The sequence below is a fragment of the Pengzhenrongella sp. genome (assembly GCF_036565025.1).
Lineage (GTDB): Bacteria > Actinomycetota > Actinomycetes > Actinomycetales > Cellulomonadaceae > Pengzhenrongella.
Genome location: NZ_DATCNW010000418.1, coordinates 29,260 through 49,965, shown reverse-complemented (window position 1 = coordinate 49,965; position 20,706 = coordinate 29,260). Strand labels below are relative to the sequence as shown.

Annotated in this window: 20 protein-coding genes and 2 riboswitches; of the genes, 10 read left to right on the top strand and 10 right to left on the bottom strand. The window is 72.0% G+C overall.

Going from position 1 to position 20,706, the window contains the following annotated elements:
- Window positions 1-162: 162 nt before the first annotated feature.
- From purS to VIM26_RS24105, 5 genes are all read left to right on the top strand, one after another.
- Window positions 163-414, top strand: a complete 252-nt coding sequence (purS, locus tag VIM26_RS24125) for a phosphoribosylformylglycinamidine synthase subunit PurS (protein ID WP_331955873.1) — start codon at window positions 163-165, stop codon at window positions 412-414.
- Complete coding sequence (gene purQ / locus VIM26_RS24120; RefSeq protein ID WP_414696558.1) at window positions 414-1,106, top strand: phosphoribosylformylglycinamidine synthase subunit PurQ; 693 nt, start codon at window positions 414-416, stop codon at window positions 1,104-1,106. Before purS ends, purQ begins: the two co-directional genes overlap by 1 nt.
- On the top strand, window positions 1,103-1,615 hold the full coding sequence (locus VIM26_RS24115; RefSeq protein ID WP_331955872.1) for a GNAT family N-acetyltransferase: 513 nt from the start codon (window positions 1,103-1,105) through the stop codon (window positions 1,613-1,615). Before purQ ends, VIM26_RS24115 begins: the two co-directional genes overlap by 4 nt.
- A gap of 107 nt (window positions 1,616-1,722) precedes the next feature.
- Window positions 1,723-1,968 carry a ribbon-helix-helix protein, CopG family gene (locus VIM26_RS24110; protein ID WP_331955871.1) on the top strand — a complete coding sequence of 82 codons (246 nt, stop codon included), beginning with the start codon at window positions 1,723-1,725 and terminating at the stop codon, window positions 1,966-1,968.
- Window positions 1,965-2,393: a type II toxin-antitoxin system VapC family toxin gene (locus tag VIM26_RS24105; RefSeq protein ID WP_331955870.1), complete on the top strand. Its 429-nt coding sequence runs from the start codon at window positions 1,965-1,967 to the stop codon at window positions 2,391-2,393. The genes VIM26_RS24110 and VIM26_RS24105 overlap by 4 nt, the downstream gene beginning before the upstream one ends.
- A gap of 21 nt (window positions 2,394-2,414) precedes the next feature.
- On the opposite strand, the gene VIM26_RS24100 is transcribed toward VIM26_RS24105, so the two are convergent.
- Both VIM26_RS24100 and VIM26_RS24095 read right to left on the bottom strand, forming a co-directional pair.
- Complete coding sequence (locus VIM26_RS24100) at window positions 2,415-3,692, bottom strand: hypothetical protein (protein ID WP_331955869.1); 1,278 nt, start codon at window positions 3,690-3,692, stop codon at window positions 2,415-2,417.
- Between the two features lie 178 nt (window positions 3,693-3,870).
- Complete coding sequence (locus VIM26_RS24095) at window positions 3,871-4,188, bottom strand: hypothetical protein (RefSeq protein WP_331955868.1); 318 nt, start codon at window positions 4,186-4,188, stop codon at window positions 3,871-3,873.
- Window positions 4,189-4,532: 344 nt separating this feature from the next.
- Here VIM26_RS24095 and VIM26_RS24090 point away from each other — a divergent pair, with 344 nt between their 5' ends.
- Window positions 4,533-5,957 carry a hypothetical protein gene (locus tag VIM26_RS24090; RefSeq protein WP_331955867.1) on the top strand — a complete coding sequence of 475 codons (1,425 nt, stop codon included), beginning with the start codon at window positions 4,533-4,535 and terminating at the stop codon, window positions 5,955-5,957.
- Window positions 5,958-6,080: 123 nt separating this feature from the next.
- Here VIM26_RS24090 and VIM26_RS24085 read toward each other — a convergent pair whose 3' ends face one another.
- Together VIM26_RS24085 and VIM26_RS24080 are read right to left on the bottom strand one after the other, a co-directional pair.
- Window positions 6,081-7,331 (bottom strand): O-succinylhomoserine sulfhydrylase, encoded by a 1,251-nt coding sequence (locus VIM26_RS24085; RefSeq protein ID WP_331955877.1) that lies wholly within the window; start codon window positions 7,329-7,331, stop codon window positions 6,081-6,083.
- A 65-nt stretch (window positions 7,332-7,396) separates the two neighbouring features.
- Window positions 7,397-7,846, bottom strand: coding sequence for a rhodanese-like domain-containing protein (locus VIM26_RS24080; RefSeq protein ID WP_331955866.1), 450 nt, complete (start codon window positions 7,844-7,846; stop codon window positions 7,397-7,399).
- Between the two features lie 5 nt (window positions 7,847-7,851).
- Window positions 7,852-7,953: riboswitch (SAM riboswitch) on the bottom strand.
- Window positions 7,954-8,103: 150 nt separating this feature from the next.
- Window positions 8,104-8,216, top strand: a riboswitch (SAM riboswitch).
- Window positions 8,217-8,255: 39 nt separating this feature from the next.
- On the opposite strand from VIM26_RS24080, the gene VIM26_RS24075 reads away from it, so the two are divergent.
- Entirely contained in the window at window positions 8,256-9,632 is a 1,377-nt protein-coding gene (locus VIM26_RS24075; RefSeq protein ID WP_331955865.1) for an aminotransferase class V-fold PLP-dependent enzyme, read from the top strand.
- 278 nt (window positions 9,633-9,910) lie between these two features.
- Here the strand turns inward: VIM26_RS24075 and VIM26_RS24070 are convergent, their stop codons facing one another.
- The 5 genes from VIM26_RS24070 to VIM26_RS24050 form a co-directional block, all read right to left on the bottom strand.
- Entirely contained in the window at window positions 9,911-10,549 is a 639-nt protein-coding gene (locus VIM26_RS24070; RefSeq protein WP_331955864.1) for a pentapeptide repeat-containing protein, read from the bottom strand.
- Window positions 10,550-10,694: 145 nt separating this feature from the next.
- The gene (locus VIM26_RS24065; protein WP_331955863.1) at window positions 10,695-11,402 is read right to left on the bottom strand and encodes a DUF5995 family protein; all 708 of its coding nucleotides are present in this window, start codon (window positions 11,400-11,402) and stop codon (window positions 10,695-10,697) included.
- Window positions 11,403-11,518: 116 nt separating this feature from the next.
- A complete protein-coding gene (locus VIM26_RS24060) occupies window positions 11,519-12,535 on the bottom strand; it encodes a MaoC/PaaZ C-terminal domain-containing protein (RefSeq protein ID WP_331955862.1) in 1,017 nt (338 codons plus the stop codon).
- A gap of 32 nt (window positions 12,536-12,567) precedes the next feature.
- Window positions 12,568-13,917 (bottom strand): 3-oxoacyl-ACP reductase, encoded by a 1,350-nt coding sequence (locus VIM26_RS24055; RefSeq protein ID WP_331955861.1) that lies wholly within the window; start codon window positions 13,915-13,917, stop codon window positions 12,568-12,570.
- Window positions 13,914-15,275: an acetyl-CoA C-acetyltransferase gene (locus tag VIM26_RS24050; RefSeq protein WP_331955860.1), complete on the bottom strand. Its 1,362-nt coding sequence runs from the start codon at window positions 15,273-15,275 to the stop codon at window positions 13,914-13,916. The genes VIM26_RS24055 and VIM26_RS24050 overlap by 4 nt, the downstream gene beginning before the upstream one ends.
- A gap of 117 nt (window positions 15,276-15,392) precedes the next feature.
- Here VIM26_RS24050 and VIM26_RS24045 point away from each other — a divergent pair, with 117 nt between their 5' ends.
- The 3 genes from VIM26_RS24045 to VIM26_RS24035 are packed head-to-tail and all read left to right on the top strand — an operon-like array spanning window position 15,393 to window position 18,837.
- Window positions 15,393-16,205, top strand: coding sequence for a TetR/AcrR family transcriptional regulator (locus VIM26_RS24045; protein ID WP_331955859.1), 813 nt, complete (start codon window positions 15,393-15,395; stop codon window positions 16,203-16,205).
- Window positions 16,202-18,343, top strand: coding sequence for an acyl-CoA dehydrogenase (locus VIM26_RS24040; RefSeq protein ID WP_331955858.1), 2,142 nt, complete (start codon window positions 16,202-16,204; stop codon window positions 18,341-18,343). The genes VIM26_RS24045 and VIM26_RS24040 overlap by 4 nt, the downstream gene beginning before the upstream one ends.
- 2 nt (window positions 18,344-18,345) lie before the next feature.
- Window positions 18,346-18,837 carry an AAA family ATPase gene (locus tag VIM26_RS24035; protein WP_331955857.1) on the top strand — a complete coding sequence of 164 codons (492 nt, stop codon included), beginning with the start codon at window positions 18,346-18,348 and terminating at the stop codon, window positions 18,835-18,837.
- Window positions 18,838-19,066: 229 nt separating this feature from the next.
- Here VIM26_RS24035 and VIM26_RS24030 read toward each other — a convergent pair whose 3' ends face one another.
- On the bottom strand, window positions 19,067-20,644 hold the full coding sequence (locus tag VIM26_RS24030; RefSeq protein WP_331955856.1) for a glucoamylase family protein: 1,578 nt from the start codon (window positions 20,642-20,644) through the stop codon (window positions 19,067-19,069).
- Between the last annotated feature and the right edge of the window lie 62 nt (window positions 20,645-20,706).

Genomic DNA, 20,706 nt, shown 5'->3' with positions numbered 1-20,706 from the left:
ACGTCCTATAGGACGTCAACGCTCGGACGTTACGGGGAATGAATCAGCGCGCGCTCTACACCGCACAGCGTGTGACACGTCGGGGGCGGGCGGAGGCGGTGTGCGCGCACCGGTATCCTGGGGGCACAACCACCCGCGCTGAGCCCCAGGAGTGATCCACGCATGGGACGTGTCGTCGTCGATGTCATGCCGAAGCCCGAGATCCTCGACCCGCAGGGCAAGGCCGTCGCCGGCGCGCTGCCGCGGCTGGGCTTCGCCCAGTTCACGAGCGTGCGCCAGGGCAAGCGGTTCGAGCTCGAGGTCGAGGGCGAGGTGACGCCCGAGATCCTCGCCGCTGCGCAGGACGCTGCCGAGACCGTGCTCTCGAACCCCGTGATCGAGGACGTCGTGCGCGTCTCGGCCGTCGGCGCCTGATGCGCGTCGGCGTCGTCACCTTCCCGGGCACCCTCGACGACCGGGACGCCGCCCGCGCGGTGCGCCTCGGCGGCGGCGAGGCCGTTGCCCTGTGGCACGCGGACGCCGACCTCAAGGCGGTCGACGCCGTCGTCCTGCCGGGCGGGTTCTCCTACGGGGACTACCTGCGCGCCGGGGCCATCTCGCGGTTCGCGCCGGTGATGGGCTCGATCATCGACGCCGCGAACGGCGGCCTGCCGGTGCTCGGGATCTGCAACGGCTTCCAGATCCTGTGCGAGGCGCACCTGCTGCCCGGCTCGATGATCAAGAACGAGCAGCTCACGTTCGTCTGCCGAGAACAGCAGCTCACCGTTGAGAACGCCCGCACGGCTTGGACCCGCGACTATGCGGAAGGACAGCGGATCACCGTCCCGCTGAAGAACCAGGACGGCCAGTTCGTCGCCGACGAGCACACCCTCGACGAGCTCGAGGGCGAGGGCCGGGTCGTGGTGCGTTATCAGGGCTGGAACCCGAACGGCTCGCGCCGCGACATCGCCGGCATCTCCAACGCGGCCGGGAACGTCGTCGGGCTCATGCCGCACCCCGAGCACGCGGTCGAGGTCGGCTACGGCCCCGACGGCGCGAACGGCCCGCGGACCGGCACCGACGGGCTCAAGTTCTTCACCTCGGTCCTGCACAGCCTCGTCGGTTGACCGCGGCCGACGGCGTGCCGTCCGCGCGGTCCGCCCAGCCCGCGACGCCCGAGGTGCCCGCGCCCGCAGTGACCGTCGAGGCTGTGGCCTGGGACGACGCCGGCGCGACCGCTTTGCGAGTCGCCCAGCAGGCCGAGCTCGCGGTGCAGTACGGCCGTGGCGACCTGGTGGCGCTGACCGCCCCGGACGACATCACCGCGATGCTCGTCGTGCGGGTCGACGGCGTGCCGTCGGCCTGCGGGGCGCTGCGCGACCGGGGCGACGGCGTCGGCGAGGTCAAGCGCATGTTCGTCCGGCCCGAGCAGCGCGGCCGGGGCCTGTCGCGCATGGTGCTCACCGAGCTCGAGCGGCGCGCCACCGAACTCGGCTGGCAGCGGCTGATCCTCGAGACCGGCGAGCTCCAGCCCGCCGCCATCGGCCTATACCGCTCGGCGGGCTACACCCCGATCCCGAACTACGCGCCGTACGAGGACGAGGCCGACTCCTGGTGCTTCGCGAAGGCCCTCTGACCCGCCCGACGTCGGCCGGCTCGGGTTCTGCGACGACGGTCACCGGGCACCACGGTGACCGTGCACCGTGGCTGACATATTCGCATCACGTACATATGCTTAGACATATGCGCACCACGATCCGGCTGCCCGACGACCTGTATCGCGAGGTCAAGGTCACTGCGGCGAGCACCGGGCGGAACGTCACCTCGTTCATCGAGGACGCGCTGCGCGCCGCCCTTCTGCGTGAGCACGAGCCGGCTGACCTCGAGCGAGAGGCCTATCGCGTCACGCCGGTGGGTGTCGGCGGTGTCGTGCCCGGGGTCGACCTCACCGACTCGGCGCGGCTCCTCGAATTGATGGAGCGCGAGTGATCATTCCTGACGTCAATGTGCTCGTCGCCGCGTTCCGACGGGACGCGTCCGGCCACGCAGCGTTGCGCGACTGGCTCGAGTCCGCCGTCGCGGGCGCCGAACTGCTCGGGCTCACCGACGCGGTGCTCGGCGGCGTCGTGCGGATCGTGACCCACCCGCGGATCTTCGTCACGCCGTCGACTCTCGCAGAGGTGCTCACCCAGATCGACAGCCTCCGAGCGGCTGACGGCGTCGTCCGGGTAACGCCCGGGCCGCGGCACTGGGAGCTTTTCGAGGGGCTCTGTCGATCCGGCGATGCTCGCGGGAATCTCGTCGCGGACGCGCAGCACGCGGCGGTCGCCGTCGAGCACGGTGCGACCTGGGTGACGCTCGACCGCGATTTCGCCCGCTTCCCTGGCCTGCGCTGGCGTTCCCCGCTGGGTTGAGTCGGCCGGTCCCGCCGCCGCTCAGAACGTCGCGAGGCCCTTGCGGTAGGCGAACCCTTCCGCGGCGTTCTGGATGACATCCGCGATGACGGAATGGCCGATGTTGTTGGGGTGGATGCGGTCGGGCGCGAACATTGTCACCGGATTCCAGATCGCGCCGGGGTCGGCGACGACGATGGTCCCGTCGTCGAACTCGGGCTCGGCCACCACGGAATCGATCATGCCGTTGAACACCGCGAGATTTGCGGCCGTGTGATTGGTGTCAGCGGCCACGAAGGCCAGGCCCGCGGCGCTCGGCGTGGGGTCCTTGACCACCACGATCCCGGGCGGCGCGGCGCTCTTGTCCAGGTATCCGTCGAAATACAGCTCGCCGCCACCACTGCCCTTGGTCACGACGATCTTGGAGGTGCCGGTCAGGCCGGCGACCCGGTAGGAGATGTCGTGGAAGCCGTTCTTCTCCGTCGTCTGGCCCACGGTCGTCCCCGACCCGTAGGGGACGCCGTTGACCGTGACCGAGTACGGCGAGCCGCGCCCCTCCGAGGGCCGGAAGCCGATGACCATCAACGAGATCTCGTTGGCGGTCGTGGTGATCGTGAGCTTCGAGCCCGGGGCGCTGGTCTTGATCGCGGCGCCACCCCCGGCGGTGCCGACGCTCGACGCCGTCCAGGTTCCGGTCCGGACCACCGACGGGCTGGTCTCCGGGGTCCAGTGATAGCTGCGGAACAGCCGCAGCAGGGTGCGCAGCGAGTTCGGGAAGTCGACCTTCTCGGCGGCGTCGGCCGGGGAGCGGACGGTGACGACCGAGTTGAGGACCGCGTCCAGGACCACCAGGCCCTTGCTGTTGGGGGTCCAGGTTTTGCCGGGCACGCTGCAGGCGGCCTCCACGACGCGGCCGATGACGGCGCCGGAGATCCCGTTGTTGTCCGTCGTGCTGGCGTCGATCCGGTTCCCCAGCCGCGAGACGTAGCTGCGCGCGGGGGTGGTCGCCCCCTCGCCCGCGACGTAGCTGTGCCCGTAGGCATAGAGCGGCACGAGCTCGAGCGGATGGGTGATGACCGGGGCGAGGGTCGGGGTCGGCTCGGGGGTCGGTTCCGGGGTGGGCGTCGGGGTCGGTTCGGGTTCCAGCGCCGAGGCGCTCGAGGAGGAGTCGAACCACTCGTGCGCCGGGGATGTCGACGGGGCGAGGACCAGCACGGCCGCTGCCGCCGCGACGAGCGCCGAGCGGCGGGTCAGCCAGAACCCGGCGCCCCAAGCTCCGAAGGCAGCGCGCAGACCTCGGGCTTTCACCACGGCGGGCATCTCATTTCACATCGGGGTCGCGCGAGGCGACACAGGGGCGATCTGCCCACTCTTCGCTCATCGGCGCACGACGAACAGGTCTTGAGGAAGGGCCGCGGCCCGTTCTTGGCTGGTCAGACAGGGAACTTCGTGGCTGGTCAGGCCGGGCAGGCGTTCGAGCCCGGGTGACCCGGGGCGTTCACGCCTCGGTCGACCGCACCAGTCGCCGGTCCAGCGCGCTCTCGCACGCCTCCACGAGGCCGCCGGCAAGGGCGTACTTCTCCCGGAAGATCGCGTCCAGCACGGCGAGGTTGAGCAGCACCCGGGGTCGGACCATGCCGCAGCCGAGCAGGGCGCCGAGCGCGGCCCGCTGGTGGCGCGTCATGCCGTCGAGCGGGCAGGTGCCCTCGGCGCGCAGGCCGTTGCTCTCGAGCAGCTCGGCGGCAACCTCCAGCGCGAGGCGGAGCTCGCCGCCCGGGTTCCAGATCGGGTAGGAGAGGGTGCGTGCCGCGTCCATGTCGCTCCGTCCCTCGCCGTGCGCCGAACCTCGATGGGCCGCCGCTGCCATCGTAACTTCGCCCGCTCCGGGGCCTGTTCGGCGTCCGAATGGGGGGTCAAAAGCGACACCGCGGCCTCGGCTGCGTGCTCCAATGGGCGCCCGAACCCGAAACGGAGGACAGCGATGGGCACGCGAACGGTCACCCTCCGGGGCGTCGCCGTCGGCTCCGGGGTGCCGTTGCTGGTGACCACCGCCGGCCGTCCGCGCGCTCGCCGCCCGAACTGCTCGGCCGGAATCGCTCACGGCAGCCGCCGGGGGACCGATCGGCACTGTGTCCCGAGTGACACCGTGGAAGTGAGTCGATGAGCCAGCCCCGCACGAGGCGACCGCGCCGCGGTGCGCTCGCGGGCACGTTCGCCACGGTGCTGGCCACCGTGCTGCTCGCGCTCACCGCGTTCGCCGGCCCTGCTGCGGCCGACAGCTACGACCCCCAGCGCCGCGCCGCCGAGGCGAGAGCGGCCAAGGCCACCCAGTCGGCCGCGGCGCTGTCGGCCTCGATCGATGCGCTCAACGTGGCCCTCGACCAGGCGGTGCTCGATCTGCAGGCCTCGAAGGCCCGCCTCCCGATCGCGCAGGCCGAGGTCGCCGCCGCCAAGGTGGACCTCGAGCGCTCCCAGCGCGAGGCGACCCTGATTGCCGCTCGCCTCAAGGACGCCCGGGCTCAGGAGTCCGCGATATCCACGACGATCGCCGCGGACGCCGTGCGCGGGGCGCAGCTCCATGTCGCCGTCGGGCAGATGGCGCGGCGCGCGTACAAGGGCCAGACGGCCGCGACGGCGCTCGCCACGGTGCTGGACTCCAAGAACGCCCAGGACTTCGTCAACGAGTATGGCGTGGTCGCCACGGCGCTGCGCATCCAGACCAAGGCGCTGCGGGAGTCGGAGCAGGCCGCGGCCGCGGACCTGAACAGCCGAGCGCGCCTCGCCGCCGTCCGGCACAGGGTCACCGACCTCAAGGCCGACGCCGACCAGAAGGTGGCCGCGGCTGTGGCCGCCCGGGCCTCGGCGGCCGCCCGGGAGACCGAGATCAAGACCCTGATCGCGAGCCAGGCCGCGAACCAGCGTGCCATCACCTCGATGATGGCCAAGGCCGACGCCGAAGCGGCCAAGGTCGCCGTCCAGCGTCAGGTGATCGGTCGCGAGCTCGCCGGCATCCTCGCGAAGCAGCGCGCGGCCGCGCAGGCCGTGATCTGCGCCGCCGAGGCCGCCGCCCGACGGCGTGCCGGCGCGTCGCCGTCGGCCCGGGTGGGGACCTCGTCGGTGAGCGCCGCCGCCGCGACCCTGCCGTCCCGCATCGGCTCCTACCGCGGGGAGCAGATCACCAACGCCGCGCAGATCGTCATCGCCTCGATCGACCTCGGGCTCGATTCCCGCGGGCAGGTCATCGCCGTGATGACCGCGATCGGCGAGTCGACCCTGCACAACGTCGACCACGGTGACGCCGTCGGCCCGGACAGCCGCGGGCTGTTCCAGCAGCGCGACAACGGCGCGTGGGGCTCGTACTCGGATCGGATGAATCCGCGGATCGCGGCGACCAGCTTCGGCCGGGCACTGCTGCGGGTGCCGGGCTGGCATGCGATGCCGCCCACCATCGCCGCGCACACCGTTCAGCGCAACGCCGACCCGTACTACTACGCGAAGTACTGGAACGACGCGGTCCTGATCGTCGGCGTGCTGAGCGGCGACCCGGAGCTGGCCAGCAAGCTCCCGTCCAACGGCGGCTGCTAGTAGCTCCTAGCCCGCCAAGCACAAGACCCCCGCTGACGTCCGAGCGTTGACGTCCTATAGGACGTCAACGCTCGGACGTCAGCGGTGATTGAGGCGCTGGTGAAGACGGCGGTTTGGGGGCGCTCAGGCGGTGGGGGCTGCGGACCCCAGCGCGCGGCGCAGGTCGTCGATCAGATCCAGCGGGTCCTCGAGCCCGACCGAGAGCCGCACCGTCGTCTCCGCGATCCCGACCGCAGCCCGTCCCTCCACCCCGAGCTTGCGGTGGGTGGTCGTCCCGGGGTGGGTGACCATGGACTTCGCGTCGCCGAGGTTGTTCGAGATGTCGATCACCTCGAGCCGGTCCAGGAACGCGAAGGTGGCCTTCTTCGCGACCTCCGCCGTCGCGCCGTCGGGCACGGCGAGGTCGAGGGTGACCACGGTCCCGCCGCCGGACATCTGCTTGCGCGCCAGGTCGTGCTGCGGGTGGGAGGGCAGGAACGGGTACCGCACGCTCGCGATGCCGGGCTGCGCCTCGAGCCAGGTCGCGATCTGCAGAGCGGCGGCGGTCTGGGCGCGGACCCGCAGCGACATCGTCTCCAGGCCCTTGAGCAGCACCCACGCGTTGAACGCGCTGAGCGACGGCCCGGTGTTGCGCAGGAACAGCTGGACCGGCCCGTCGATGAACTCGCGTGAGCCGAGGATCGCGCCGCCGAGCACGCGGCCCTGGCCGTCGATGTGCTTGGTCGCGGAGTAGACGACGACGTCGGCCCCCTGCGTGAGCGGCAGCTGCAGCACGGGCGTCGCGAACACGTTGTCGAGCACGACGACGGCGCCGGCCGCGTGCGCGAGCGCGCTGACCCGCTCGACGTCGACCAGGTCCTGCATCGGGTTCGACGGGGTCTCGAAGAACACCACGGTCGCGGGGGTCGCGAGGGCGGCCTCCCACTGCTCGGGCACGTGCGCGTCCACGTAGTCGGTGTGCACGCCCCACTTCGCGAGGATCTCGTTGAAGATCACCAGGCTCGAGCCGAACAGGGCGCGCGCCGCGACGATCCGGTCGCCGGACTTCACCAGCGCCGCGAGGGTGGTGAACACCGCCGACATGCCGGTCGCCGTCGCGCAGCACGCCTCGGCGCCCTCGAGCAGGCGCAGGCGCTCTTCGAACGTCGAGACGGTCGGGTTGCCGTAGCGGGAGTACACGAACCGGTCGTTCTGGCCGGCGAACGCGGCCTCGGCGTCGGCCGCGCGGTCGTAGACGAAGCCGGTGGTGAGGAACAGCGCCTCGGAGGTCTCCGCGAACGGCGTGCGGACGTGTCCGCCGCGCACCGCGAGGGTGTCCGGGCGCAGGCGGTCCACGGGGAGGGAACCGTCGTCCCAGGCGGCCGGACCGGGCACGCGGTCCGGGCCGTTGCCGGGGAAGGCGTCCGGGGCGGTCCCGTCGCCGGGCACGCGGTCGGCGCTCACGCCTGGCTCCATGGGAGGCCGGCTGCTCGCCAGCCGGTCGCGCCGCGGTGTCCGGCGCGGTCGACGCCGCCCTCGAAACCCTCGAGCACGTTGTACGCCGGGCCGAGCCCGGCCGCGGTGGCCGCCTGTGCCGCGGCGATGGACCGCACGCCGGAGCGGCACAGGAAGACGACCGGGCGACCGTCGCCTGCGGCCAGTCCGGCCGCGGCGAGCTGGTCCAGGAATCGGGGGTTCTGCGCGCCGCTCGGGTAGCCGATCCACTCGACAAGCGCGGGCGCCCGGCCGAGCGAGCCGACGTCGGGCACCCCGACGTAGCGCCACTCGGCGGCGGTGCGCACGTCGACCAGGACGGCGCGCTCGTCGCCCTCGAGCAACTCCCACGCCTGTGCAGGAGTGAGGTCACCCGCGTAGGTCGTGGGTTTGGCAGGGTCGGTCGTTGTGCTCATATGCGCCTCCATCGTCCTGGCGGTAGCACCCTCGCCCGCCGCCCGGAGGCTTTGGGGGGTTGCTGCGGCGTCAACGAGCCAGATCTCTCGGCCGCTCTGGATGGTGCTCCGGATGCTACGTCCCCAGCCCGGTCGAGTCCAAGCGCCGAACGGGTGCCGTCCGACCAGTGAGACATTTCCGACCATTTACTAGACATTTGGCGATCGGGGGCCGACCGGGTTGACAGTCCTGCGGGGCGTGGTCGATTCTCTTCACAGGTCATGAGTGCCAGCAGATAGCCCCGGCTTGCTGGCCGGCAACCCTCCTCCGCGGCGGGGTGCCCCGGGTGACGACCTGGCCTTGGCCAATCGGCCCGGGCAAGCGCGGGGCCTCACGACGTGGTCCCGATGGACCTACCGGAGGCATTTCATGTCTGTGATCACCGAGAGCGCGACCTGCGCGCCCACCCGCACCGACGCCCGCTCGACCGGGCCCGGCGCGCTGCTGCCCGTCGTCGGCGCGGCGACCCGCGTGCCGCTGATCGACGGCAGCACGCGCACCTACGCGAACCTCGACTCCGCGGCGAGTGCCCCCGCGCTCGAGGCCGTCGCGGCCCGGGTCACCGAGGTGCTGCCGCTGTACGCGAGCGTGCACCGCGGCGCCGGGTACCTGTCCCAGGTGTCGACCGCGCTGTACGAGGCGTCGCGGCACACCATCGAGCGGTTCGTCGGAGCGCGCGAGGACGACCTCGCGATCATCACGCGCAACACGACCGACGCGCTGAACCTGCTCGCCGGCTGCGTGCCGCCCGGCGGCAAGGTCCTCGTGCTCGACGTCGAGCACCACGCGAACCTGCTGCCCTGGCAGCGCCTGAACGCGACCGTGCTGCCCTTCGAGGACACCGTCGCCGGGACGCTCGAGGCGCTCGCGCGCGAGCTCGCCACGACGTCATACGCGCTGGTCGCGACCACGGGCGCGTCGAACGTGACCGGCGAGGCACTGCCGATCGACGACGTCGTGCGGCTCGCGCACGACGCCGGCGCGCGCGTCGTGGTCGACGGCGCCCAGCTGGTGCCGCACCGCGGCTTCTCGCTCGCCGAGACCGGCGCGGACTACGTCGCGTTCTCCGGGCACAAGACGTACGCGCCGTTCGGCGCGGGCGCCCTGGTCGGCCGGCGCGACTGGCTCGACGAGGGCACCCCGTACCTCGCGGGCGGCGGCGCCGTGAAGCACGTGCGGGTCGACCGGACGCTGTGGACGACGGCGCCCGCGCGGCACGAGGCCGGCTCGCCCAACGTGATCGGCGCGATCGCGCTGGCCGAGGCGTGCGAGACGCTCGCCGCCCTGCCCGACGGCGCGCTGGAGGCCCATGAGCGCGAGCTGCGCCTGCTGCTCGTCGGCGGCCTCGTGGCGATCGACGGCGTCGAGGTCGTGCGGATCTGGGCGGACTCCGTCGAGCCGATCGGCGTGGTGACGTTCAACGTCGCCGGGCACGACCCGGGCCTCGTCGCGGCCTACCTCGCGGCCGAGCACGGGATCGGCGTGCGGGACGGCAAGTTCTGCGCGCACCCGTTGCTGGCCCGGTTGGGCGTGCCCGCCGGTGCGGTGCGCGCGAGCATCGGCGTCGGGACGGATGCCGAGACGGTCGACCGCCTGCTGGTCGGGGTCCGCGCCTACCTCGCCGACGGCCCGACGGCGACCTACGAGGTCGTCGACGGCTGCTGGACCGTCCAGAACGACCCCCGCCCGCTGCTCGAGCTGCACGGCCTGTCGGCGCTGGCCGGCACCGCCGCCGCCTGCGCCTGACGGTCCGGGCGCGAGTCGCCCCGGCCGCGAGTTCGCTTGTTTGATGCGAGTTCGCCGTTCGAAACCGGCGAACTCGCACCAATATGGCGAACTCACCGATCACACCCGGAAGCACCCCAGAGTTGTCAGACCCAACGCGGGCCAGGGACCGCGCAGCGTCTGACAACTCCGGACTCGCCGCTTTGCACTCGCCCGCGCCCGAACCCCTCCGCCGAGAGTGGAGTAACCGCCTTGTTTTGACGTTTCAAACGGGCGGTTAGTCCACTCTCGGCGGAGTCTTACTCGCGGACGGTGAGGCCCAGGTGGGTTGCCAGGGGGCCGGACATCTCGATCAGCTGGTCCGGGGTGATGATCGCGCCGCGCAGGCTGCCCAGGCCGCGCAGACCGGCGAGGTCCGCGCCGCGCAGGTCGAACCGGTCCAGGGTCGCCCGCGTGACGTCGAGGTTGCCGACCCGGCAGCCCGCGAGGGTGACGCGGGTCAGGCGCGCGCCGCCCAGGTCGAGCTCGCCGATCTGGCAGTCCTCGATCACGACGTCGGTCAGGTCGGCGTCGCGCAGGTTGACGAAGTCGAGCTTCCCGCCGGAGATCCGCACCCGGGTGAGCTGCGCCGAGTACGCGGTCACCGCGCCGAGCCGGCAGCCGGAGACTGCGACGTCGCGCCAGGTCGTCTCGATGGCCTCGAGCGTATGCGCCCGCACCTCCTCCAGCACCGTGTCGGCGATCTGCGCGTGGTTCAGCGCCGCGTCGTCGAGCACGCAGCCGGCGAATCGGCAGTCCAGGAACCGTGCGTTCTCGGCGCTCTGGCCGGAGAGGTCCAGGTCGCGCAACTCGAGGCCGTCGAAGTCGCCGTCGGGCTCGAGGTCCCCGGTGTACAGGGTCAGCTCGGGCAGGTTCACGTCTCCGATGCGTCGTCTCACGCCTGAGACCCTGCCATGCCCGACGGCGTCCGGCCGCGCGGCCGGGTGATCTTTTTGATCGTGAAGATGGTGCGGGCTTACCTCAACGGACGGCCCGGGGGCAGCGCATCGGGAGCCGATTCAGCCCCTTGAAGGCAACGAGTAGTCAGACGACGACGAGGAGACCTCGGCTGGCCATCGCCACGGTGCGGGCCAGCGCGTTGGTCAGCAGATCCGAGGCCGGTGCGAAGCCGCGGACGTCCCACAGTGCCTGGGCCGTCTGCCACGCCACCTCGCGCGCCGTACTGATGCTCCAGTTGCTGATGACGTTGGCCACGGCCGACAGGTGACGGTCGACGGCGACCAGGTCCTTCGGCTCGAAGGACCGCCGGATGGCGTCGTCCGCCGCATCGAGCAGCACGTTGATCCTCTCGTAGTCCTCGTGGTGGTGGCCGTCGTCGGGCGTCGTTCTCAGTTCCCGGCAGGTTCTCACGACGGCCAGCGGCAGGTCGTGGTTGATGTGGGCGTTCATCCCGGCCAGGGCGAACTGGATGGGCTCGATCCCGGGGTTCTTGCGGGCGGAGAGCAGCGGCCGCCACGCCACCGGCACCGCGGACCGGGGCCCGGACATGGCATCGATCGCGCGAAAGTAGAGGTTGGCGAACACGACGTCGAGATGCGCGACGAACGCCGGGTCGCCGAATCCCCCCTGCGCGACTCGTTGACTCACGGCCACCGTGACGTCGAGATACATCCGGTTGAAGCTGGCCACGCCGTCGTGCGCCGGAAGCGCGGCGTCGATGGACCGCATTCGTGCGACAACCTCGTCGATGCTCGCGGCAGGCCGAGCCGCCGCCGGAACCCCACTGTCCATGGCCCGACCCTAGCGACCAACCCGGCGTCCAGCACCCCGGTTCTGCAAAGTAGGGCGCATTCTGCGAACTCCGGGAGTTTGCAGAACGCGGGCAAGTTTGCAGAACGCGGAGGTTTTCAGTGCGGGACGACGGTTCCGGTGAAGTGCACCTTTGCCGTGCGGGCATTCCAGCCGGAAAAGGTGAAGGCGCCGTCGTCGCCGGAGACCCGCACGGTGACGGTGCCGGGAAGCAGCACCGGGCTGGTGAACGCCACGGTCCACGTGAATGCGTCGGTGCGCGCGGCGCCGACGGTCGCCAGCGCCCGGGACGCCGTGTACATCCCGTGCGCGATCGCCCGCGGGAACCCGAACGCCCGCGCGGTCAGCGCCGAGAGGTGGATCGGGTTCCGGTCGCCGGACACCGCCGCGTACCGCCGCCCGACGTCGGCCGCGAGCCGCCATTGCCCGGTCGGCATCGGCAACCCGCCACCCCTCGCCACCCCATCCCCCGACGTGTCAGACCGAGCGCGCGCCAGGGACCGCGCAGCATCTGACAGGTGGCTGCCCTTGGCCAGATACGTGGAGCGGCCGCGCCAGGCCGGCTCGACGTCGGCCGGCTCGCCCGCGAGGCGGATCTCGGTCACCAAGTCGACCTGGGTGCCGGACCGGTGCGCGCGCAGGTCCTCGGCGTAGGCCCGGACGTCGATCACGTCCCCGAGGGCGACCGGCCGGCGCTGCTCGACACGGTTCGCGACGTGCACGAGCCCGGCGAGCGGCAGCGGGAAGTCCGGCCGGACCATCAGTGCCATCGCGACCGGGAACGCGAGCACGTGCACGAACCCGGCCGGCAGCACGTCCGACGCGCTCTCGCCGAGCAGGTGCTGGTAGGCCGTCAGCCGGTCGGCGTCGGCGCGGACGTCGCGCGCGAGGTAGGCGACGGTGGGCAGTGCGCCGAGCCCGCGCCGATCGGGCCCGAGACCGGGCCCGCCGAGCGCCAGCGACTCGAGCGCGCTGCGCCCGCGCCCCACCCGCGCCGCGACCGTCATCCGCACCGAGGCCCCGGCCCCGCGCGCGTACAGCCCACCCAGCCCCGGGACCTCGCCGAGTTCGACGTCAAGCGCCCGGAGAGAATCGGAAGAATCGGTGCGCCCCACGAGCAGATCCTTCCGAAAACTGGCGGGCCGCCTCACGCGCCGACCAGGTTCTGGCCACAGACGCGTAGGACGCGGCCGACTATCCCGCCGGCGGCTGGGCTGGCCAGGAACGCCACGGCCTCGGCGACGTCGATCGGCAGCCCGCCCTGGCTCAGGGAGCTGGCCCGCCGGGCGAGCTCCCTCGGCGCGAACGGGATTTTCGCGGTCATGTCGGTCTCGATGAACCCCGGCGCGACGGCGTTCGCGGTGCCGCCGTACGCCGTGAGCAGCGGCGCGGTGGCCCGGACCATGCCGATCACGCCGCCCTTGGACGCGCCGTAGTTCGTCTGGCCCCGGTTGCCGGCGATGCCGCTGGTCGACGCGATCGAGACGATCCGCGGGGCCTGGGTGAACTCGCCCGACGTGAGCAGCTGCTCGTTGATCCGCAGCTGCGCGGCGATGTTCACCGCGAGCACCGCGTCCCACCGTTCTTGGGTCATGTTCGCCAGCAGCCGGTCGCGCAGGATGCCGGCGTTGTGCACGACGATGTCGAGTCGTCCGTGCCGCCCCACCGTGTGCTCGAGGATCCGTTCCCCGGCGTCGGGCGCCGTGATGTCGAGCTGCACCGCGGTGCCCCGCACCCGGTTGGCGACCCCGGCGAGCGCCTCGCCGGCCGCTGGCACGTCGACGACGACGACCTTCGCCCCGTCCAGCGCGAGCAGGTCGGCGATCGCCGCCCCGATCCCGCGGGCCGCCCCCGTCACGACCGCGACCCGACCGGTCAGCGGCGCGTCCCAGTCCGCCGGCAGCGTCCCCGCCTCGCTGTCCACCATGAGCAGCTGACCGTCGACGAACGCGGACCGGGTCGACAGGAAGAACCGCAACGCCCCGAGCACCGACGGCGCCTGCGCCCCGACCTCGGACGCCAGCACCACCCCGTTCGCGGTCGAGCCGCCCCGCAGCTCTTTCGCGAGCGACCGGAGCATGCCGTCCACGGCCTGCCGGGCGGCCGCGACGGCCGGCGCGTCGTCGGGCGTCGCCGGGCGCGAGAGGGTGACGATCCGGCCGTGCCGGGCGAGCGAGCGCAGCATCCCGCCGACGGCGAGCACCGGCGCGGACAGCTCGTCCGGGTGCGCGATCTCGGTGAGCACCAGCACGACGGCGGCGTACGTCTCGCCGGGCACCACGTCCCGGCGCACGTCGACCGCCCAGCCGCCGAGCGCGGCCGCGACGGCCTTCGCGTCGTCGGCGCTGCTCTCGGAGCCGAGCACCAGCACCGGCCCGGCGACCAGCGGCTGACCGGGCTGGTGGCGCAGCAGAGGAACCGGCCGGGGCAGCCCGAGGCGCCCGGCGAGCTTCTTCGTGAGCCCCGTGTTGACGAGGGTCAGATAGGTGTCGCTCACGCTGCCTCCAGGATCGCGGTGACGCCCAGGCCGCCGGCGGCGCAGACGGAGATCAGGGCGCGGACCGGACGCCCGGCGTCGGGCCCGCCGAGCTCGGCCTTGCGCTGGGCGAGCAGCTTCGCGGCCGTGGCCACGATGCGTCCGCCGGTCGCGGCGAACGGGTGACCGGCCGCGAGGGAGGATCCGCACACGTTGAGCCGGTCGCGGTCGAGCGACCCGAACGGTCCGTCCAGCCCGAGGCGCAGCCGGCCGAACTTCTCGTCCTCCCACGCCGCGAGCGTGGCGAGCACGGTCGCCGCGAACGCCTCGTGCATCTCCACGAAGTCGAAGTCCGACAGGCGCAGGCCGTTGCGGGCCAGCAGCCGCGGCACCGCGAAGGCCGGCGCCATCAGCATCCCGTCCTTGCCGTGCACGAAGTCCACCGCACCCGCCTCGGCGTCCACGACGGTGGCCAGGGCCGACAGGTCGTGCGCCGCGGCCCACTCGTCCGACGCGATCAGCACGGCCGACGCGCCGTCGGACAGCGGGGTCGAGTTCCCGGCGGTCATCGTGGCGGGCGCCTCCAGCCCGAGGCCGAACACCGGGCGCAGCGTCGCGAGCCGCTCGAGGCTGCTGTCGGGTCGCAGGTTCGCATCGCGGGTCAGCCCCCGGAACGGGGTGAGCAGGTCGTCGAAGAAGCCCGCGTCGTAGGCCGCCGCGAGCCGGGCGTGGCTCGTATGGGCGAGGGCGTCCTGCGCCTCGCGGCGCACACCCCACTCGACGGTCGTGAGCGCCTGGTGCTCGCCCATCGACAGCCCGGTGCGCGGTTCGACGATGCTGGGCGCGGTGGGCGTGAGGTCCTTCGGGCGGAGCCTGGCGATGGCGGCGAGCTTCTGAGCAGGGGTCTTGGCGCGGGACAGCTCGAGCAGCATCCGGCGCAGCCCGTCGCTGACCGCGATCGGCGCATCGGAGGAGCTGTCCACCCCGGCCGCGATCCCGGACTCGAGCTGGCCGAGGCGGATCTTGTTCGACAGTCCGACGACGGCCTCGAGCCCGGTCGCGCAGGCCTGCTGGACGTCGTACGCCGGTGTCTGCGGTGCCAGTGCGGAGCCGAGTACGGCCTCGCGCGTCAGGTTGAAGTCCCGGGAGTGCTTGAGTACCGCGCCCGCGGCGACCTCCCCGATCCGCTCGCCCTGCAGCCCGAACCGGGCCACCAGCCCGTCGAGCGTCGCGGTGAGCATGTCCTGGTTGCTCGCGGCCACGTAGGTGCCGCCGGCGCGGGCGAACGGGATCCGGTTCCCGCCGACGATCACGGCGCGTCGCGCGCCCGGGCGGTGGGGAGTCGGGGAGCCGGTCGCGTTCGTCTCGGGTACGGCCATGGCAGGTCCTCTCGCGTCGTCATCGTTGAGCGGTGCGGGTTGATCCGTTCCGGGCGGGCCGGGCCGGTGATCCCGGCACAGTGTCCAGTACTGACAGTACCTGATACTGTCCGTCCTGTGAGTCAGATCACACCAGATCCTTCGCCGTCGACGGACCCCACGATGCCGCCCGACGGCGCCGTCGTCGAGCCCCGGGACGGTCGCTCCACCCGGTGGGTCGACCACCGTGAGGCCCGTCGCGCCGAGCTCGTGCGCGTCGCGCGCAAGGTCGTGCACCACCAGGGGCCCGACGTGTCCATGGACGAGATCGCGGCGGCGGCCAACACCTCGAAGTCGATCGTCTACCGCTACTTCGGGGACCGGACCGGGCTGCGGGTCGCCGTCGCCGAGGCGGTCGTGGCCCAGATCCAGGGTGCGCTCGAGGAGGCGTTGCACTCGGCGGTCACGCCGCGCGACGGGCTGCGGGCGATGGTCGGGGTGTACCTGGAGATGATCGAGTCCTCACCCCACGTGTACTTCTTCGTGACCCGTGAGGGCTCGCTCGAGTCCGAGTCGCCGATCGGCCGATTCCTCGATGCGGTCACCGACCTGGTCGCCGCCCCGTTCGCGCTGGCGCTCACCGAGGCGGGCTCGCCCGCCGGCGCCGACCGCCGCGTGATGGCCGAGACGTGGGCGTCCGGCGCCGTCGGCTTCGTGCGAGGGGCGGGCGAACGCTGGCTGCGGCGGACCGAGGACGCCGACGGCCTGGACCGCGAGGAGCTCACCGCGCAGGTCGCCGCGTGGCTGTGGGCGGGCCCGGTGGGCGTGCTCACCCGCGGCCGCCTCGCCGTCGTGCCCGACGACGCCCGCCTCGCCGCCGACCACGATCGCCCAGCCCCGACCACCACATCCCCTCGACGGACGACCGAACCCGCACAGGAGCCCCGATGAGCAGCACGACCGATCGCACCGCCAACGTCACGGTGAACCCCGAGGCCGCCATCGTCGATGTCGAGCGGCTCGAGAACGTGCTGCTCGGCCGCTGGGGTGACCTGCGGCGGGCCGCGCGGGTGCGGGTGGCCGACCCACGTTTCGCGAAGATCGAGGGCCTGTCGATGGCCGAGCACCGCGCGCGCATCGTGGCGCAGGTCAAGACCCTCGCCGTCGAGGGCGACGTGCTGCGCGCCTTCCCGGTCGAGCTCGGCGGCACCGAGGACGACGGCGGCATGCTCGCCGGATTTGAGGAGCTGGTCGCCGCGGACCCGTCGCTGCAGATCGCGGCCGGGGTCCAGTGGGGCCTGTTCGCGTCGGCGATCCTGCACCTGGGCACCGCCGAGCACCACCGCCGGCTGCTGCCCCGGGCGATGTCGGCCGAGGTCTTCGGCGCGTTCGCGATGACCGAGACCGGCCACGGCTCGGACGTCGCGAGCATCGGCACGACGGCGACGTACGACCCGGCGACCGAGGAGTTCGTGATCCAGACCCCGTTCCGCGCCGCCTGGAAGGACTACCTCGGCAACGCGGCCGTGAACGGCACGGCCGCCGTGCTCTTCGCCCAGCTGATCACCGGCGGTGTGAACCACGGCGTGCACGCGTTCTACGTGCCGCTGCGCGACCCGGCGACCATGGACTTCCTGCCCGGCATCGGCGGCGAGGACGACGGGCTCAAGGGCGGGCTGAACGGGCTCGACAACGGCCGGCTGCACTTCGACCGCGTGCGCATCGGGCGCACGAACCTGCTGAACCGGTACGGCGACGTCGCGGTCGACGGCACCTACAGCTCGCCGATCACCAGCCCCGGGCGCCGCTTCTTCACGATGCTCGGCACCCTGGTGCAGGGCCGCGTCTCGCTCGACGGCGCGGCGGTGAACGTCAGCAAGCTCGGCCTCATGATCGCGATCACCTACGGCAACCAGCGCCGACAGTTCTCGGGCGGCTCGGCCACCCAGGAGGTCGTGCTGCTCGACCATGCCGAGCACCAGCGCCGCCTGCTGCCGAGGCTCGCCCAGACGTACGCCGCGCACTTCGCGCACGACACCCTGCTCGAGACCTTCCACGACGTGTTCTCGGGCACGACGGACACCGACGAGCAGCGCGAGGACCTCGAGACGCTGGCCGCCGCACTCAAGCCGACGTCGACCTGGCATGCGATCGACACGCTCCAGGCCTGCCGCGAGGCGTGCGGCGGCGCGGGCTTCCTGTCCGAGAACCGGCTCGCCTCGCTGCGCGCGGACCTCGACGTCTACGCGACGTTCGAGGGCGACAACACCGTGCTCCTGCAGCTCGTGGCCAAGCGGCTGCTCGCCGACTACGCGCGCGAGTTCAAGGACATCGACGCCGGCGGGGTCGCGCGCTACGTCGCGAACCGCGCGGCCGACGCCGCCCTGCACCGCACCCCCCTGCTGCGCGCCGTCCAGACCCTGGCCGACGGCGGCGATGTGCGCCGCTCGGCGGGTCAGCTGCGGGAGGCCGAGACCCAGCGCGAGCTGCTCACAGGACGGGTCGAAACGATGGTCGCGGAGGTCGCCGCTGCGCTGCGGCCGGCGACCCGGTCCTCGCGCGAGGATGCCGCGGCCCTGTTCAACAACCACCAGCACGAGCTCATCGAGGCTGCGCGCGCGCACGCCGACCTGATCCTGTGGCAGGAGTTCACGGTCGGGCTGGAGCTGATCGAGGACCCCGGCACGCGCCGGGTGCTGACCTGGGTGCGGGACCTGTACGGGCTCACCGTCATCGAGCGGAACTTGGCCTGGTACCTGATCCACGGCCGGCTGTCCGCGGGCCGGGCCCGCACGGTGACGTCCTACATCGACCGGCTGCTGACCCGGCTGCGCCCGCACGCGCAGGACCTCGTGAACGCGTTCGGCTACGGTGCCGAGCACGTCCGCGCGCCCATCGCGAGCGGCGCCGAACGTGCGCGCCAGGACGAGGCGCGGGAGTACTACCGAGCGCAGCGCGAGTCCGGCGAGGCGCCCGTGCTGGAGAAGTCGCTGGGGCGCGAGACCGGGACGGTCGCCGGGGCGCCGGCCGTTGGCGTCGTGCGGCCGGCGAGCGCCGAATCGGACCCGGTCGACGCCGAGTCCGCATAGCGATGGGCGTGCGGAACTATCTGATCGAAGGTGTCTCCGGGACCGGCAAGACGTCGGTGTGCAGAGAATTGCAGCGGCGCGGCTACCGTGCCATCAATGGTGACAACGAATTGGCCTATCAGGGCGACCCGGAGACTGGTACCCCGACGGACGGCTCCACGCACGAGCACCACATCTGGCAGGTGGACAGCGTAAAAGCCCTGGTCGCCGACCAGGATGCGGCGGTCACATTCTTCTGCGGCGGCTCCAGGAACTACTCGAAGTTCATCGCGCTGTTCGACGGCGTCTTTGTCCTCGACGTCGACCCCGAGACGTTGAGCCGGCGGCTCGACGGGCGAACGGAAGATGAGTGGGGCGGCAAGCAAGCGGAACGAGAACTCATTGCGCGCTTGCATCGAACGAAGGAAGACCTCCCGAGTAACGGCATCTCAATCGACGCCACCGCGCCGATCGCGCGCGTCGTCGACGAGATCGTCCGCCAAAGCGAAGCGTAGGACCCAGCCACCCGGCGGCGCCGGTCCGCGAACTGGGAGTCGTTGTCGTCTTTCGAGCCCGAACACGACAACAACTCCCAGTTCGCGGCGCGAATCGGCGATCGCCGCCTCGAGGCGCAACGTGAGCCCGGGAGGTCGCCCACCCCGTCCCCGTCCGAGTCCGCGAAGGACCGGACGTAGACCTGGTAGACGACCGCCCGGCGCCACCACCCGGCGTCGCGGGGACCCGTTACGGGGTCACGGGCCGGCCGTCGGCGTAGCCGGAGCCGAACTGCTCCTGCGCGATCAGCGGTCGAACCGTGCGCTCCACGGCGCCGGTGCTGAACGCGTCCTTGAGCACGTTCTCGCCGAGCACGTTCCCGAGCGCGCCCATCACGATGCCCTGGTCGAGGGACAGGTACCGCTTGGCGATGGTGCCGCTGCGGGTCGCGACGGAGTCGTAGAAGCCGCCGGGACCGTAGGCCTTGAGCTTGGTCTTCATGCCCGCCAGGTTGTCCATCGACTCCCGCGGTGCGTACGGCAGCGCGAGGAACGACGCGTGCGGGGTGACGACGCCGTCGCCGAACGTCGGGGTCGGGTTGGTCGCCTCGCGGCAGCCGGCGTAGCCGTTGTCGACGTTCGTGCGCTCCCGGTCGGAGGTGTAGCCGTCCGGGCTCATGCCGATCTCGTCGACGCCGTACTCGCGGTACCCGCCGAACGGGTCGCTCGCGGGCGAGAAGCCCCAGTAGCCGTACTTGGCCTGGTCCATGCCGTGCTCGATCTGCGCGCGGACGGCGAGCGGGTGGTTGATCGCCCAGCTCTTGGTGCCCCACGCCGCCTCCGGGATGAACAGGTCGGGCATGAGCTCCTCGAACATCGTCCCGCCCCAGGTCGGCACGATGTTCATGCCGCGGTAGCCGAACGCGCCCTCGAAGACGTTCAGGCCGAGGTAGTTGCGCGTCACGCCGACCGGGCGGGTCTCGAGCCAGGACCAGTCACAGCTCGCGGGGAACGTGCGGCTGGTCGCGAAGTAGGCCGTGGCGGGGATCTGGCCGCGGGCGATGCCGAGGTACGTCACGATCCGCGGCTCGGAGTCGAGGATGTCGTAGTGGTTGCAGGTGAACTGCACCGGGGTGCCGTTCGCCAGGGTGCCGGGGCACGCCGTCCCGGCGGGCTTGTCGGGCCAGAACCCGCCGTACACCATGCCCGGACGGGTGCCGCCGAACTGGTTCAGGTCGTAGAACGCCCCGAAGTCCATGTCCGCCAGGATCGCCTCGGCCTGCGGGCGCACGCTCGGCTCTGCCTTGCTCACGACCATCAGCGCGGCCGCGAACCAGCCGTTGTCGACGCTCGACAGGAACGGGTCGACGGCGTCGCCACCGGGGAAGGTGGTCAGCTTCTTGCCGGTCGCCTCGTCGTACCAGTTGTAGAACATGCCGCTCGGGGTGTGCTTCTCCATCGTGGAGAGCGTGCCCAGGGTGCGGGCCAGCCGTGCGTGCGCCTCCGCGTGCCCGATGATCTCGAGCTTCTCGGCGACCACCGTGCTCCACATGTACGCGCCGATGTTGGTCGGCGAGGTGTACCCCGAGCGCGAGCCGGCGGCGAGGTCACCCTCGATGTTGTCGGCCGGCAGCCCGGTCTTCTCGTCCGTCATCGCGGCGAACGACTTCCAGGTGTCGACCGCGTACTTCGTGAGCTGGGCGCGGTCGGCGCCGGTCAGCTTGCTCGACGTCGGCGGGACCGGCGTCGAGTCGGCCATGGCCGGTGCGGCGACGGCGGTCAGCAGGCAGGCGGCGGTGGCCGCCGCCAGAAGCGGGCGGAGTCTCATCGTTGAGTCCTTCGGTGGGTGGGTGCGCAGAGGTGAGGCCGTGCGGTGCTGCGAGGGAAATC